Origin of the sequence: Kaistia hirudinis (assembly GCF_014196455.1) — a bacterium.
Classification (GTDB): Bacteria; Pseudomonadota; Alphaproteobacteria; order Rhizobiales; family Kaistiaceae; genus Kaistia; species Kaistia hirudinis.
In genome coordinates this window covers 220,763-237,064 of the sequence record NZ_JACIDS010000005.1, presented here as the reverse complement: position 1 = coordinate 237,064, position 16,302 = coordinate 220,763, and the positions used below count along the sequence as shown (strand labels likewise).

The window sequence follows — 16,302 nt, the reverse complement described above, 5'->3', positions numbered from 1 at the left end:
CCGATGATTCCCGTCACCACATTCGCCGGCAAGAAGGTCGCGGTCTTTGGCCTCGGCGGCAGTGGCATCGCCACGGCGAAGGCGCTCGTCGCCGGCGGCGCCGCGGTCTCGGCGTTCGACGACAATGTCGATTCCGTCGCGGCCGCCGCCCTGGCCGGCGTGCCGACCGTCGATCTGAAGCAGGCGGATTTTCATGAGTTCGAGGCGCTGGTGCTGGCGCCCGGCGTTCCGCTCACCCATCCCAAGCCCCATTGGACGGTGGAGAAGGCCAAGGCGGCCCGGATCCCGATCATCGGCGATATCGAGCTGTTCTGCCGCGAGCGCCGTGCCGTCGCGCCGAAAACGCGCTTCATCGCGATCACCGGCACCAATGGCAAGTCGACCACCACGGCGCTCGTCGCGCATCTGCTGCGTGTCGCCGGCCGCGACGTCCAGATCGGCGGCAATTTCGGCCCGGCGGTCCTGTCCCTCGATCCGCTCGACGACGACCGCGTCTATGTCATCGAGTGCTCCTCCTTCCAGATCGATCTCGCCCCGACCCTCGATCCGACCGTCGGCGTGCTGCTCAATGTGACGGAAGACCATCTCGACCGGCACGGGTCGATGGAGCGCTATGCCGCGATCAAGGCCAAGCTGGTTCGCGGCGCGGATACGGCGATCGTCGGCATCGACGACAGCTGGTCGGCCGCGATCGCCGCGGAGCTGGATCGGGCCGGCAAGACGCTGGAACGCATCTCCGTGCGGCGTCCGGTGGCCGACGGCTATTACGCCGACCGCGGCATCATCTATGAGGCGGACGACGCCACCTCGCGCAAGATCGTCGATCTCAAAGGCATCGGCTCGCTGCGCGGGACGCACAACGCCCAGAACGCGGCGACGGCGATTGCCGCCGCCATGGCGATCGGCATTTCCGAGCTGACGATCATTAAGGGGCTCAAGAGCTTCCCCGGCCTCGCCCATCGCATGGAAGAGGTCGCAACGATCGGCAAGGTGCTGTTCGTCAACGATTCCAAGGCGACCAATGCGGATGCCGCCGAGAAGGCGCTCGCGAGCTTCGACCGGATCTACTGGATCGCCGGCGGCAAGCCGAAGACCGGCGGGATCACCAGCCTCGCGCCGTATTTCCCCAAGATCGCCAAGGCCTATCTGATCGGCGTCGCCGCCGAGACCTTCGCCGAGACGCTCGAGGGCAAGGTTCCCTACGCGATCGTCGGCACCATGGAGGCCGCGGTCATCGCCGCCGCGCGCGACGCGGCCGAGGATCCGGCGCCGATGCCGGTGGTGCTCTTGTCGCCGGCCTGCGCTTCCTTCGACCAGTATCGCAATTTCGAGAAGCGCGGTGACCATTTCCGTTCGCTCGTCCGCGCGCTGCAGCCGAGCTCGTCAATCGAGGAGGTCAGGTGATGGTCAGCAGGGCCGATCGCGGTGTCTTCGCGGAATGGTGGTGGACGGTCGACAAGTTTCTTCTCGCCGGGGTGATCGGCCTGATGCTGATCGGCGTGGTGCTGTCGCTGGCCGGAAGTCCGCCGGTCGCCGAGCGCATCGGCCTCGACAGCTTCCATTTCGTGGAACGCCATGTCGCCTTCCTGATCCCCGCCATCGCCATCCTGATCGCCACCTCGCTGCTCTCGCCGCGTGACGTGCGCCGCGTCGCGCTGATCGTGTTCGTCGTCTCGATCGTGCTGATGTTCGCGACGCTGTTCATCGGTCAGGAAGTGAAGGGCGCCCGACGCTGGATCAATGTGATCGGCTTCTCGCTGCAGCCATCCGAATTCATGAAGCCGGCCTTCGTCGTGCTCTGTGCCTGGCTGTTCACCGAGAACACCCGCCGCAGCGACATTCCCGGCAACATCTTCGGCGTGCTGCTGCTCGGCATCGTCGTGTCGCTCTTGGTGGCGCAGCCCGACCTCGGCCAGACCATGCTGGTGGTCGTCTCCTGGGCCGTCGTGTTCTTCATGGCCGGCCTCTCCTGGTACTGGATCGGCGCGCTGGCGGTGCTGGCCGCGGGCGGCGTCGTCGCCGCCTATACGGTGTTTCCGCATTTCGCGAGCCGCATCAACCGCTTCCTCGATCCCGGCGCCGGCGGCGACACGTTCCAGGTCGACACCGCGCTCGAATCGATCCGCAATGGCGGCCTTCTGGGACGCGGCCCCGGCGAGGGGCTGGTGAAGCGCATCCTGCCGGACAGCCATACCGACTTCATCTTCGCTGTCGGCGCGGAAGAGTTCGGCGTGATCTTCTGCATCCTGCTGGTGATGCTGTTCGCCTTCGTCGTCATCCGCGGCCTTGCCCATAGCTTGCGCAACGAGGACGCCTTCGTGCGCATCGCCTCGGCCGGGCTGATCGTGCTGTTCGGCGTCCAGTCCGGCATCAACATGTCGGTGAACCTCAACCTGATGCCGGCCAAGGGCATGACGCTGCCCTTCATCTCCTATGGCGGCTCGTCCATGCTGGCGCTCGCCTTCCAGATGGGTCTCGTGCTGGCGCTGACGCGCCGCCGCTATGAGCCCGTCCGCCTGACGACGGGCTTCTCGGCGTTCCCGGCGGATCGCCTGCCGACGCCCAAGGCCGGAGCCGTCTGAGTGAGCCGCGGCACTGTCCTCGTCTGCGCCGGCGGCACCGGCGGCCATCTCTTCCCCGCCGAAGCGCTGGCACATGCGCTGATCGCCCGCGGCTGGCGGGTCGAGCTCGCCACCGATCATCGCGTCGAAGCCTATGGCCAGGACTTCCCGGCTGCGGCAACCCACATCATCCGCTCGGCGACGCCCTCGGTGAAGTCGCCGCTGGTGATGGCCAAGGCCGGCTGGAGCCTCTGGGAGGGTTACTGGCAGGCGCGCGCGCTGATGGCGAGGATCGGACCCAGGGTCGTCGTCGGCTTCGGCGGCTATCCGACCGTGCCGCCGATGCTCGCTGCCGCCCATCTCGGCATCCCCACCATCGTGCATGACGCGAACGCGGTGCTGGGCCGTGCCAACCGACTGCTCGCCAAGCGGGCGCGTGTCCTCGCCACCTCGTTCCCCGATGTCGCCAATGGCGGCGGCCGGGCGATCGTGGTCCAGACCGGCAATCCGGTGCGCAGCGCCGTCGTCGCGGCGAGCGCCGTGCCCTTCGTGCCCCTCGTGGATGGAGCGCCGCTGCATCTCGTCGTCTTCGGCGGCAGCCAGGGCGCGCGCTTCTTCTCCGACCTCCTGCCCGAGGCGCTCGGCAAGCTGGAACCTTCGGTGCGCGCGCGGCTCTCGATCGTGCAGCAATGCCGGCCCGAGGACATGGCCCGCGTCACGCAAGCCTATGCAGCGCTTAAGGTTTCCGCCGAGCTCGCGCCTTTCTTCCGCGATCTGCCGGCCCGCATCGCGGCGAGCCAACTCGTCGTCTCGCGCTCCGGCGCCTCGACCGTCTGCGAGCTCGCCGTCATCGGCCGCCCCGCGATCATGGTGCCGCTGCCGCACGCCATCGACCAGGACCAGAGCGCCAATGCCCGCGTCCTCGCCTCGGCCGGCGGCGGCTGGATCGTGCCGCAGGCGGAACTGACCGCCGACCGGCTCGCCCGCGAACTCACCGCCTTCCTGGCCGAGCCGGCCCGTCTCGAACAGGCGGCGCTTGCCGCGCGATCGGTGGGGCGCCCCGATGCGGATGCGCGCCTCGCCGACCTCGTCGAGCGCGTGGCCGCCGGCCTATCTCCTGGAGAATCCTCATGAAAATGCCCCGGGACATCGGTCCCGTCCACTTCGTCGGCATTGGCGGCATCGGCATGAGCGGCATCGCCGAAGTGCTGGTCAATCTCGGCTATCGCGTCCAGGGCTCGGACGCCGCCGAGAACGCGAATGTCCTGCGCCTCCGCGCCAAGGGCGTCCCGATCGCGATCGGCCACGACGCCGCCAATCTCGGCGAGGCACGGCTGGTCGTGGTCTCCTCCGCAATCAAGGCGGGCAATCCGGAGCTCAAGGCCGCGCGCGAGCGCCTCCTGCCCGTGGTGCGCCGCGCCGAGATGCTGGCCGAGCTGATGCGCCTCAAGAGCGCCATCGCGATCGCCGGCACGCATGGCAAGACGACGACCACCTCCATGGTGGCGGCGCTGCTCGATGCCGGCGGCTTCGACCCGACCGTGATAAATGGCGGCATCATCAACGCCTATGGCACCAATGCCCGCATGGGCGCCTCGGACTGGATGGTGGTCGAGGCGGACGAGAGCGACGGCACCTTCGTCAAGCTGCCGGCCGACGTGGCGCTCGTCACCAATATCGATCCCGAGCATCTGGATCACTACGGCTCGTTCGAGAAGGTGCGCGAGGCCTATAAGCAGTTCATCGAGAACATCCCGTTCTACGGCTTTGCCGTTATGTGCCTCGATCATCCCGAGGTGCAGTCGCTGATCGGCAAGATCGAGGACCGCCGCATCGTCACCTATGGCGCCAATCCGCAGGCGGATGTGCGCTATAGCGACCTGCGCACCGAGGGCGCCGTGTCGCGCTTTACCGCCGTGATCCGCGACCGCCTGACCGGGGCGACGCATGAACTGGCCGGACTGACGCTGCCCATGCCGGGCGAGCACAATGTCCAGAACGCGACCGGCGCGCTCGCCGTCGCGCACCAGCTCGGCATTTCCGATGAGGCGATCCGCAAGGGCCTCGCCGCGTTCGGCGGCGTGAAGCGCCGCTTCACCCATACCGGCACCTGGAACGGCGTCGAGATCTTCGACGATTACGGGCACCACCCGGTCGAGATCGCGGCCGTGCTGCGCGCCGCCCGCTCCGCCGCCTCCGGCCGCGTGATCGCGGTGGTCCAGCCGCACCGCTACAGCCGCCTGCACGACCTCTTCGACAGCTTCTGCGGCTGCTTCAACGATGCCGAGACGGTGATCGTCGCGCCGGTCTATGCGGCCGGCGAGGCGCCGATCGAGGGCATCGACCGCGATCATCTGGTCCAGGGCCTCAAGGTCCGCGGCCATCGCGATGCGCGCGCGCTCGAGGCGCCGGAGAAGCTGGCCGGCATGATCGCCGAGATCGCGAAGCCGGGCGACTATGTCGTCTGCCTCGGGGCCGGCTCGATCACCAACTGGGCCTACGCGCTGCCCGGCGAACTCGCCAAGATCGGCGGGGCGCCGTGAGCTTTCCAGCGCTCGACCTCGATCTCGACGGCATCCGGGGTCGCGTGACGCCGAATTTCGGTTTGGACGCTGTGACGTGGTTCCGGGTCGGTGGCCCCGCGCAGGCGCTCTTCCAGCCCGCTGATGCCGATGATCTCGCACTGTTCCTGCAGCGCCTGCCGGAGAGCGTACCGGTCTTGGTGATCGGCGTCGGCTCCAACCTGCTCGTGCGCGACGGCGGCATCGAGGGGGTGGTCATCCGCCTTTCCGCCAAGGGGTTCGGCGCCGCGACTCGTCTGCCCGGTGATCGCATCCGTGTCGGCGCGGCGCTGCCGGACAAGCGCGTCGCCGCCTTCGCGCTGGAGCAGGGGCTTTCGGGCTTCGCCTTCTACCACGGCATTCCCGGCGGCATCGGCGGTGCGCTCAGGATGAATGCGGGGGCCAATGGCGGCGAGACGCGCGAGCGGCTGGTCGAAGTCACGGCGATCGACCGGAGTGGCCGCCGCGTGACGCTCTCCAATGCCGAGATGGGGTTCACCTATCGCCACACAGCCGCACCCGACGACCTCATCTTCGTCGACGCGGTCTATCAGGGCGAGCCTGCCGACCCGGCGACGATCCGCGCGGCGATGGACGAGGTCGAGGCGCATCGCGAGCGGGCGCAGCCGATCCGCGAAAAGACGGGCGGCTCGACCTTCAAGAATCCACCCGGCCATTCGGCCTGGAAGCTGGTCGACGCAGCCGGTTGCCGCGGCCTCATGATCGGCGGCGCGCAGGTGTCCGAAATGCACTGCAATTTCCTGATCAATACCGGCAGCGCCACGGCGCATGATCTCGAACTGCTCGGCGAGACGGTGCGCGCGCGGGTGCTGGCAACCAGCGGCATCCGTCTCGACTGGGAGATCAAGCGCCTCGGGATTCCGCTTCCGGGAGAGACCGTGGAGCCGTTCCTGGGGGCATAGAAATCGTTGCGCAGCGGCAACAGTGCTCGCCGTGATGGTGCGCGCGAGCGCCGATCCGCGGCTCCAGGAGCTCCGCATCTCGCGGAATCCAGCGATTTCTCAAGATCAGCGTGTGCGCTTGACCGCGGTTGGCCGTCAACCAGCTGTCATATGGAGCCCCTAGCTCTCGGTCACCATTTGAAGATCGGGGCTCCTTCATGCATTTCGTTTCCGCGCAGGCACGCCGCCGCGTGCTGCTCGCCGCCACGGCCATTGTCGTTTCGCCCGCCGCTTTCGCCGTCGATATCACCGTTCCCAGTGGAACGACCCTCACCACGCAGCAGACGATTTCGGGCACCAACAAGCTCACGGTCGATGCCGGCGGCGCGATCACGACGTCGTCCAGTCCCTCCGTCGTGCTGTCGAGCGCGAATGCCAGTCTGACGGTCGACAATTCCGGGACGATCTCGTCGACGAACGGACGAGCCATTCGCACGAGCGGCTCTTCGGGCTCGTTCTCGCTGACGCTGACCAACCGGTCGGGCGCGCTGATCGAGGGCACGGACGACGCCATCGGCATCAACCGCGCGCTGGGCGGCGGCACCATCCTGCTCGACAATTACGGGACGATCCGCTCAACGACCGACGGGCAGGCGCTCGACTTCAATCCGGCGCTCGGCGGGACGGTGACGATCAACAATTTCGGCGTCATCGAAGCCAACGGCACGTCGGACGTCGTGCGGCCGGGTGGCAACGCCACGATCACGAACTACGGTACCATCCAGTCGATGAATGACGGCGTCTGGACCGGCACGGAGTGGGATCGGGGCGACGGCATCGATTTCCAGTCGGCCGGTGCCGGCACGGTCTACAATTACGGTACTGTCGAGGCGGCCAAGCACGGCATCACCGGTGATACCGGCGCGACGGCGTTTGAGATCACGAATTATGCCGATGGTCTCATCCTTGGCCGCAATGGCTCAGGCATCAATTTCGACATTCCGGATGGCGCCACGCCGGAGCAGATCGCAGCGCTGTCGACGGCGCATGTCGTCAATTACGGCGTCATCGCCGGGGCCGCGCTCGATACCTCTGATCCCGTGCATGCCAACGCCGACGGTGACGGTGTCGATATCGACTACCTCGCCAACATCGAGAACCATGGCGCGATCCTGGGGCTCGGCGCCGTCGGCGACAAGGACGGCAATCCCGACGATCCCAATATCTCGGATGCGATCTCGATCGGCGGCGGCAGCATCACGAATGACGGGCTGATCTACAGCGTCCAGCGCGGCATCCTCGTCGACGACAGCGAGGGCGGCTCAGCCTATGGCGCGACCAGCATCGTCAATTCGGGGGTGATCTTCAGCGGCTCGGGCCAGGCGATCACGCTGCGCGGGAACTTCGCCGACACGATCACGAATTCGGGCGTGATCGTTGGCGACATCGATATGGGTGCCGGCGACGGCGATATCGACAAGGGCTCGGGGCAGGATCTGCTTCGCAATACGGGCTGGATTTTCGGCGACGTCGCTGGCTCGTCGTGGCTGGAGAATTACGGCGCGATCGATGGCAACGTCGCCATGGAGCCGTCCTATTCCGGCTACCTCATGAACGATGGCGATATCAGCGGCAATGTCGATCTTGCAAAAGGCGGCAACCTCCAAAACCTCGGTTGGATCGGCGGCAGCGTTGTCTCCGAAGGCTATGGTGTGCAGATCAGCAATGGCGGATCGATCGACGGAGACGTCACGCTGACGGGCGCTCTCTGGGGCCATAACGTCCTGATGAATTTCGGCTCGATCGGCGGAAACGTCTCCACGGGGATCGGCAACGACCTCTTCGCGAATTTCGGTCCGATCGGCGGTCATGTCGACCTCGGGGCCGGCGATGACGTGGCTTCGCTCACGGAAGGCGACGGCTACAGCGGTTCGTCCTTCGACGGCATCGATGGCGGCACCGGTTTCGACGCTCTGGACCTTTGGTCCACGGCCAGCGGCGTCTCCACCCTCCGTGGCGCGACGAATTTCGAGACGCTCGGCGTTCGCGCCGGTCAATGGGCGCTCGGCGACGACCAGTCCTATTCGGATGGCGTCACGGTCTATTCCGGCGCCGCGCTCGACGTGAACACGCGGCTTGCCGCGGTGACGATGGTCGAGGGCGGTGCCACGCTTTCAGGCGGCGGCAGCGTGTCGGGGCTGGTAACGACCAGCGTCGGCGCCGTGATCGTGCCCGGCAATGGCTCCAGCGGCGCGCTCACGGTCAATGGCAATGCCTATCTCGACGGCGCGACGATGAAGGTCGGCATGGCCGCCAATGGCGCTTCGAACCAGCTTGCCGTGGCCGGCACCGCCGCGATCAATGGCGGTACGGTCGTGCTGGATCTCGCGCCGGGGCCCTATGTCGTCGGCACGAAGGCGACGATCGTCACGGCCGCAGGCGGTGTGAGCGGGTCCGGCTTTGCCGCGCTCGACGCGCCGAGCTTCACCTTCATCACCCCGACGCTGGGGATGACCGCGAACAGCGTCACGATCTCGCTCGACCGCAATGGCGTGCCCTTCGCGAGCTTCGCTCAGACTGCCAACCAGCGTGCCGTCGCCAACGGGCTCGACAAGGCTCCGGCGGGCAGCGCGCTGTACAGCCAGATCGTGAGCAGCACGACCAGCGCCGGTCTCGCCGACGCCTATGATTCGCTCTCGGGCGAAGTTCATGCCGATCTCGCCGGCACGCTGCTCGATCAGGCGACGCAGACGGAACTCACGCTGCTCCAGCGCCTGCGCCAGGTCGGCACGCCGGCCAAGGGTGCCGCCGCGCCGAGCCAGAAGCTCGGCTATGGCGAAGAGAACAAGCCCTCGACCGCGGCGTTCGACGCGCTCCAGAACAGCGGCCCGCGTTATGCCGGCTGGGCGCAGGGCTTCGGCTCCTGGCTCAATCGCGACAGCGACGGCAATGCGTCCGCCACCGATTCGAGCGTCGGCGGGCTGATGGCCGGCGCAGACCTCACCAACGACAACTACACGCTCGGTCTTGCCGGCGGCTACAGCTGGGGCTCGACGAATACGTCGAAATGGTCCGGCTCGGCCGATATCGAGACCGCGCTGCTCGCGCTGTATGGCGGCGTCGCATTCGATGCCACCAAGCTGCGCGGCGGTGCGTCGATGGCCTGGAGCAATATCGACACGAGCCGCATGGCCATGGTCAACGGCATCGTCGAGACGCCGCAGGCCTCCTATAACGCCACGACCGGCAACGTCTTCGGTGAGGTCGCCTATGATGCGGCGCTCGGCGGTTCGGTGATCGAGCCCTATGCCGGCCTTGGCTGGGTGAATGTGGACTCGGAGGACTTCGCCGAGACCAATGCGCCGCTCACCGGTCTCGCTTCGAGCGGCGTCTCCTATGACACCGCCTATTCGACGCTGGGCGTGCGCCTCTCGGCCGACTTCGTCGCCAAAGGCATCAAGGTCACGCCGCGCGGCATGCTCGGCTGGCGTCACGCCTTCAGCGATGTCCCGCCGGAAGCGGCCATGCTGTTCGAGAACACGGGGACCGGCTTCACGGTCGCCGGCACGCCGATCGCGCAGGATTCGCTCCTCGTCGAAGCGGGCGCGGATTTCGCCCTCAATCAGCGGTTCAGCCTCGGCTTCACCTATGCCGGCTCCTTCGCCGACAACGCGGATTCCAACGCGGTCAAGTTGACGGGTCTGCTGAACTTCTGAGTTCTGACGGCCTTCACATCGACGGACGGCCCGCCCTTGACGGGCCGTTTCCGTTTCGTGCTTCCCCCCGAGTCAATTTGTCCCGCCGGTGGGCGCTGTCTGGTTAACGCTTCCTTTCGTCTTCCCTGACATATTGCAGCGAATTCGATTCGACGAAGAGGAAGCACCTTGGCGAAGCACGTCGCCGTCCTGATGGGCGGCTGGTCGAGCGAGCGTCCGGTATCGCTCAATTCCGGCAAAGGATGCGCGGATGCGCTCGAGGCGGCGGGCTATCGCGTGACGCGGGTGGACGTCCAGCGCGACGTCGCGGAGGTGCTCGCGCAGCTGCGGCCCGATGTGGCGTTCAACGCGTTGCACGGTCCCTATGGGGAAGATGGCTGCATCCAGGGCATCCTCGAGGTGCTCGGCATTCCCTATACGCATTCCGGCGTCCTCGCCTCGGCGCTCGCCATGAACAAGGCGCGGGCCAAGGACGTGATGAAGGCGGCGGGCATACCGGTCGCGGAATCGCTCCTCATGCACCGCCTCGACGTCGCCAAGGCCCATCCGATGGAGCCGCCTTATGTGGTGAAGCCCGTCGCGGAGGGCTCGTCCTTCGGCGTGCTGATCGTGCGGGAGGGGGCGACGCACCCGCCGCAGCAACTATTTGCTGACGATTGGCGCTATGGCGAGACCGTCATGGTCGAGCGATATGTGGGCGGACGCGAGCTCACATGCGGCGTAAAAGGCGACGAAGCCTTTGATATCATTGAGCTCGTGACGGATGACGGCGGCTGGTACGACTACGACGCCAAATATTCCGACAACGGTGCAAAGCACGTAATTCCTGCGCCGCTTTTACCAGATGTTTACCAAAATGTACGGAATCTGGCGGTGAGGGCCCATCGCGCTCTCGGGTGTCGCGGCATCAGCCGGGCGGACTTCCGATACGACGATCGGCCGGGGGGCACCGGGCAGTTGGTGTGCCTCGAAGTGAATACCCAACCGGGCATGACGGCAACGTCGCTGGTCCCGGATATGGCGAGACATGCCGGGATCGATTTCCCGGCGCTGGTGAGCTGGATGGTGGAGGACGCATCGTGCGGCAGATAAGCCGACGGGCAAAGGGTCAGATGGGTGAAGGGGTCGCGGCTTCGGCTGCGGCGGCGCCCTCGAGGCTCGCCTCGTGGCTGCGTCGTCGCATGAAGGTCGTGGGCCGCATCGAATGGCGCCTGCCTCCCTATGCCGGCACCAAGGGGCTCGTCCTGCTCTTCGGCGCCACGGCGGTGGCCGGAATCGTTTCGGCCGGCCGGGTGGACGAGGTCGTCAGCGATTTCAGCCGTGCCACGGGTCTCGTCGTCGACAATGTCCGGATCTCCGGCCAGATGGAGACCTCCGAGGTCGCCGTGCTCGACAAGCTGCAGCTGCAGCCCGACGCGTCGCTGCCCTTCGTCGATGTCGATGCCGCCCGCGAGCGCATCGAGACGCTGCCCTGGGTGCAGCAGGCGAGCCTGCGCAAGATCTATCCCTCCACACTCAAGATCACGATCGACGAGCGCGTTCCCTTCGCCGTCTGGCAGCACGATCAGAACCTCTCGGTGATCGACGCGTCGGGCCGCGTAATCGGCGCCGCCAACGGCTCCTATGGCAAGCTGCTGCGTCTCGTCGGTAAGGGCGCCGATACGCGGGCGGACGAGGCGCTGGCCCTCGTCGATGCCTATCCGGCGATTCGGGACCGGCTGCGCGCGGCCGTTCTCGTCTCCGAGCGCCGCTGGGATCTCGTGCTCGACAATGGCGTGACGATCATGCTGCCCGAGGAACAGCCCAAGGCCGCGCTCGATCGCGTCGCCGCGTTCGATTCGGGCAAGGATCTGCTCTCGAAGGACATCGTCGTCGTCGATCTGCGCCTCGGCGACCGGATGTATGTCCGCCTCACGCCCGATGCCGCCGCACGTCGCCTCGCGGCGATCAAGGAGCAGGAAAAGCTCGCCAAGCGGAAGGGAGCCAGCACCTGATGCCGCTCTTCGTCGCTTCCGACAGCCGCGTCCGCGCCCTCCCGACCCGCAAGTCGAGCATCGTTTCGATCCTCGATGTCGGCTCGTCCAAGATCTGCTGCCTGATCGCACGGTTGAAGCCGCGTGAGCTCGGCGACGTGCTTCCCGGCCGCACCCATGCGGTCGAGGTGATCGGCATCGGCCACCAGCGCTCGCGCGGCGTGAAGTCCGGCGTGGTCGTCGATCTCGACCAGGCCGAGCAGGCGATCCGTCTCGCCGTCGACGCCGCCGAGCGCATGGCCGGCGTGACCGTCGAATCGCTGATCGTCAACGTCTCCTGCGGCCGGATCGCGAGCGAGGCCTATTCCGCCTCCGTGGCGCTCGGCGGGCACGAGATCGTCGAGACCGATATTCGCCGCGTGCTCGCGGCCGGCCGTGAGCATTCGGTGACGCCGGAGCGCTCGGTGCTGCACTCGCTGCCGATCGGCTATTCGATCGACGGCAATGGCGGCATCCGCGATCCGCGCGGCATGCTCGGCGAACGGCTCGGCGTGGACATGCATGTCGTGACGGGCGAGGCCGCGCCGCTGCGCAATCTCGAGCTCTGCATCGCCCGCTGCCATCTGCAGGTCGAGGCGATGGTCGCGACGCCCTATGCGAGCGGTCTCGCGGCCCTCGTCGAGGACGAGACCGAGCTCGGCGTCGCCTGCGTCGATCTCGGCGGCGGCACGACGACGATCTCCGTCTTCATGGACGGCCAGTTCGTCCATGCCGACGCGCTCGCCATCGGCGGCCAGCATGTGACGACCGATATTGCTCGTGGTCTTTCGACCAGGATCGAGGATGCCGAGCGGCTCAAGACGATGCATGGCAGCGCGCTGCCGAGCGTTTCCGACGAGCGCGACATCCTCTCGGTCCTGCCGATCGGCGATGACGACCGCGATATTCCGAACCAGCTGCCGCGCTCGGCGCTGACCCGCATCATCCGCGCCCGCACCGAGGAGATCCTCGAACTGGTGCGCGACCGCCTCAATGCTTCCGGCTTCCAGACCATGGTCGGCCGCCGGATCGTGCTGACGGGCGGGGCCAGCCAGCTCACCGGCCTCACCGAGGCGGCGCGCCGCATCCTGGCGCGCAGCGTCCGTCTCGGCCGGCCGCTCGGTGTGACCGGCATGCCGGAGGCGGCCAAGGGGCCGGCCTTCTCGGCGGCGGTCGGGCTTTTGATCTATCCGCAGGTCGCTCAGATCGAACAGGTCACGGCGATCCGCGGGCACAGACTGGCAATGACCGGAACGGGGGGCGTCTTCTCCCGGTTCGGACATTGGTTCCGGGAGAGTTTCTAAGTCGCCGAAAGGCGGGGCGTCGGCGGCTCAGCGCCCCCAAGCGTAGAAAGCGATGCCGGTATCCGCCACCGGCAGTAGGGGTCTAGACGACGAGGGTACCATGACGATCAACCTGAAGATGCCGGACATTACTGAGCTGAAGCCCAAGATCACGGTCTTCGGGGTCGGCGGCGCGGGTGGCAACGCCGTCAACAACATGATCCGATCGGGCCTCGAGGGCGTGGAGTTTGTCTGCGCCAACACCGATAGCCAGGCGCTCATGTCTTCGCGAGCCGAACGGCTCATCCAGATGGGTGTTGCCGTCACCGAGGGTCTCGGTGCGGGCTCCATGCCCGAAATCGGCCGTGCGGCCGCCGAGGAGGTGATCGACGAGATCAATGATCACCTCGCCGGCTCCCACATGGTCTTCGTCACCGCCGGTATGGGTGGTGGCACGGGAACGGGCGCGGCCCCGGTCATCGCACGCACGGCCCGTTCGCACGGGATTCTGACCGTCGGCGTGGTGACGAAGCCGTTCCAGTTCGAAGGTGCGCGCCGCATGCGCGTCGCCGAGGCTGGAATCCAGGAACTGCAGGAGAGCGTCGACACGCTCATCGTCATTCCGAACCAGAACCTGTTCCGTATCGCCAACGAGAAGACGACCTTCGCGGACGCCTTCTCCATGGCCGACCAGGTGCTGTATTCGGGCGTCGCTTGCATCACCGACCTGATGGTCAAGGAAGGCCTGATCAATCTCGACTTCGCCGACGTCCGTTCGGTGATGCGCGAGATGGGCAAGGCGATGATGGGCACGGGCGAGGCGTCGGGCGACCGGCGCGCGATCATGGCCGCCGAGGCGGCGATCGCCAATCCGCTGCTCGACGAGACGTCGATGCACGGTGCGCGCGGCCTGCTGATCTCGATCACGGGCGGTCGCGATCTGACCCTGTTCGAGGTCGACGAGGCGGCCACCCGCATCCGCGAGGAAGTGGATCCGGACGCCAACATCATCCTCGGCGCAACGTTCGAGGAGAGCCTCGAGGGCGTCATCCGCGTCTCGGTCGTCGCGACCGGCATCGACAGCGAGGTTCAAGCCGTCGAAAACCCTAATGACCAGCGCATCGCCGAGCTTAACCAGCGTATGAAGGCGGCTGCGCAGGCGGCGGTACAGGCGCAGCCTCAGCCGCAGTCGAGAATTCCGGCGGTCAACACCGAGATGCGGGGGCAGGCCCCGGCCCAGCCGCTGCGTCAGGCCGTGCCGAGCCAGCCCTCGGTCCGCGATCCCGGCGTGACCATCGCCCCGATGGCCCCGCAGGCTCCGGTCTCCTATGCCGAGGCCGAGCTCGATCATGACTTCGGCATGGTGCCGCAGCACGCTCCGGTCGAAGACCATGCGCCGCCGCAGCACTTCATCCCGCCGGCTGCCGAAGCCCCCGGTTCGGCCCGCATGCCGCGGGTCGAGGACTTCCCGGTGGTCGCCCAGCGCGAGATGCATGCCGCGCGCGGCGAGGAGCAGCACGAGGAAGACCGCGGCCCGATGAGCCTTCTGCGCCGCCTCGCACATGTCGGCCTCGGCCGTCGCGAGGATGATGCCCAGTCGCAGCAGCCGCCCCTCGCTCGTGGCAACCCGCAGCCGCAGACCGGTCCGCGTACGCAGGTCCGTCCGCCGCAGGCTCCGGCCCAGGCGCCGCGGCAGCAGCAGCCGGCTCCGGTTCGTCCCCAGGCTCCGATGCCGCAGGACCAGGCCTATCGCGGGCGGCAGGCGGAACTGGACCAGCACGGCCGCGTGATGCCGCGCGAGGCCCGGCACGAGGATGACCAGCTGGAGATTCCGGCTTTCCTCCGCCGCCAGGCGAACTGATCGCGGCCTGTTACGAAATCGAGCCCGGCGCCTTCACAGCGCCGGGCTTTTTTCATTATAGGATAGGGACTTACGGCACCTGCGAACGGCGTTACAGACGGTTAGAAACCGTGATTTGTTGGCGGGGAGTCCGAGCCTTATCCTTACAATCAAGATGCGAATGGATAAGACGATTCGAGCGGCTGTCGGGGCGATCTGGCGCTCGTCTTCAAACTTGGGACATCACGGGTGCCGCACTGCGGTTTTTTCCATGATGATGTCGAACGGGGCGAACTGATGGCGAATCGGCAGGGCACGGCTCAAACGACACTGCGCGACGCCGTCGTCATTGCGGGCATCGGCGTGCATGGTGGCAAGCCGGCCTCGATGACGCTGCATCCCGCCGAAGCCGGCACGGGCATCGTCTTCCAGCGTCTCGACGCGAGCGGCGCCAGCAGCGTATCGATCCGCGCGACGATCGATTGCCTCCACGCCACGGAATCCTGCACCACCATCGCCAGCATGGGGCTCTCGGTCGCGACGATCGAGCATCTGCTCGCGGCGTTCAGCGGCCTCGGCCTCGACAATGTCATCGTCGAGATCGACGGGCCGGAAGTTCCGATGATGGATGGCAGCGCCGCTGCCTTCGTCGCGCTGATCGACAGCGTCGGCCTTGCGCCGCTGGCGGCCAGCCGCCGCTTCATCAAGGTTCTGAAGCCGGTGCGCGTCGATAATGGCGCTTCCTTCGCGGAACTGCTGCCGTTCGACGGCCGCCGCTTCGAGATCGATATCGAGTTCTCCTCGGCGCTTATCGGTCGCCAGTCCTTCGCGATCGACCTGACGCCGCATAATTTCCGCCGCGATCTGGCCCGCGCCCGCACCTTCGGCTTCCTCAAGGATGTCGAGTTCTACATGTCGCGTGGCCTGGCGCTCGGCTCCTCGCTCGAGAACACGGTCGTCCTCGGCGATGATCGCGTGCTCAACCCCGAGGGGCTGCGCTTCGCGGATGAATTCGCGCGTCACAAGACGCTCGATGCGGTCGGCGATCTGGCGCTTGCCGGCGCGCCGATCCTCGGTGCCTATCGCTCCTATCGCGGCGGCCACAAGCTGAACGCGAAGATGGTCGAGGCACTTCTGGCTGATTCGGACGCCTGGACGTTCGTCGGCGATTTCGCGGAGCCGCGGCGCCAGCCGGTGCGTGCCGAGATTCCGGTGCGCCTGCGCGAAGCGGCTTTCGGTCCGGACAAGTCCTGACCGTCTTCGCCGGCCAGCAGCCACAACCCTTGATTCTGCGCGCCAATCATCACGTCGCGGGCCCCTTTGGGCCTTATGCGCGGCTGTCGTGGATTGGGGCGCACCTTGCCATGAAAATGCGCCAAAGCACTGCCACGGCTGATGACACCCTGTTGTCGTTTCGGCTAGAGAAG

11 protein-coding genes are annotated in these 16,302 nt (G+C 66.8%); all 11 read left to right on the top strand.

The features are described from left to right. The first annotated feature begins 3 nt into the window (after positions 1-3). The 11 genes from murD (at position 4) to lpxC (ending at position 16,129) form a co-directional block, all read left to right on the top strand. On the top strand, positions 4-1,404 hold the full coding sequence (gene murD, locus GGR25_RS19690; protein WP_183400575.1) for a UDP-N-acetylmuramoyl-L-alanine--D-glutamate ligase: 1,401 nt from the start codon (positions 4-6) through the stop codon (positions 1,402-1,404). Further along, complete coding sequence (ftsW, locus tag GGR25_RS19685) at positions 1,404-2,582, top strand: putative lipid II flippase FtsW (protein ID WP_183400574.1); 1,179 nt, start codon at positions 1,404-1,406, stop codon at positions 2,580-2,582. The genes murD and ftsW overlap by 1 nt, the downstream gene beginning before the upstream one ends. Continuing rightward, positions 2,583-3,695 carry an undecaprenyldiphospho-muramoylpentapeptide beta-N-acetylglucosaminyltransferase gene (gene murG / locus GGR25_RS19680; RefSeq protein WP_183400573.1) on the top strand — a complete coding sequence of 371 codons (1,113 nt, stop codon included), beginning with the start codon at positions 2,583-2,585 and terminating at the stop codon, positions 3,693-3,695. Beyond that, complete coding sequence (gene murC, locus GGR25_RS19675) at positions 3,692-5,104, top strand: UDP-N-acetylmuramate--L-alanine ligase (RefSeq protein ID WP_183400572.1); 1,413 nt, start codon at positions 3,692-3,694, stop codon at positions 5,102-5,104. Before murG ends, murC begins: the two co-directional genes overlap by 4 nt. Then, positions 5,101-6,045: a UDP-N-acetylmuramate dehydrogenase gene (gene murB, locus GGR25_RS19670; protein ID WP_183400571.1), complete on the top strand. Its 945-nt coding sequence runs from the start codon at positions 5,101-5,103 to the stop codon at positions 6,043-6,045. The genes murC and murB overlap by 4 nt, the downstream gene beginning before the upstream one ends. A gap of 197 nt (positions 6,046-6,242) precedes the next feature. Beyond that, positions 6,243-9,740, top strand: a complete 3,498-nt coding sequence (locus tag GGR25_RS19665) for an autotransporter domain-containing protein (RefSeq protein ID WP_183400570.1) — start codon at positions 6,243-6,245, stop codon at positions 9,738-9,740. Between the two features lie 168 nt (positions 9,741-9,908). Continuing rightward, on the top strand, positions 9,909-10,832 hold the full coding sequence (locus tag GGR25_RS19660) for a D-alanine--D-alanine ligase (RefSeq protein ID WP_183400569.1): 924 nt from the start codon (positions 9,909-9,911) through the stop codon (positions 10,830-10,832). Between the two features lie 20 nt (positions 10,833-10,852). Next, positions 10,853-11,734: a cell division protein FtsQ/DivIB gene (locus GGR25_RS19655; protein WP_183400568.1), complete on the top strand. Its 882-nt coding sequence runs from the start codon at positions 10,853-10,855 to the stop codon at positions 11,732-11,734. Continuing rightward, positions 11,734-13,056, top strand: a complete 1,323-nt coding sequence (gene ftsA / locus GGR25_RS19650; RefSeq protein WP_183400567.1) for a cell division protein FtsA — start codon at positions 11,734-11,736, stop codon at positions 13,054-13,056. Before GGR25_RS19655 ends, ftsA begins: the two co-directional genes overlap by 1 nt. 100 nt (positions 13,057-13,156) lie before the next feature. After that, positions 13,157-14,896: a cell division protein FtsZ gene (gene ftsZ, locus GGR25_RS19645; RefSeq protein ID WP_183400566.1), complete on the top strand. Its 1,740-nt coding sequence runs from the start codon at positions 13,157-13,159 to the stop codon at positions 14,894-14,896. Between the two features lie 276 nt (positions 14,897-15,172). Next, positions 15,173-16,129: a UDP-3-O-acyl-N-acetylglucosamine deacetylase gene (gene lpxC / locus GGR25_RS19640; RefSeq protein WP_183400565.1), complete on the top strand. Its 957-nt coding sequence runs from the start codon at positions 15,173-15,175 to the stop codon at positions 16,127-16,129. Positions 16,130-16,302: the final 173 nt, after the last annotated feature.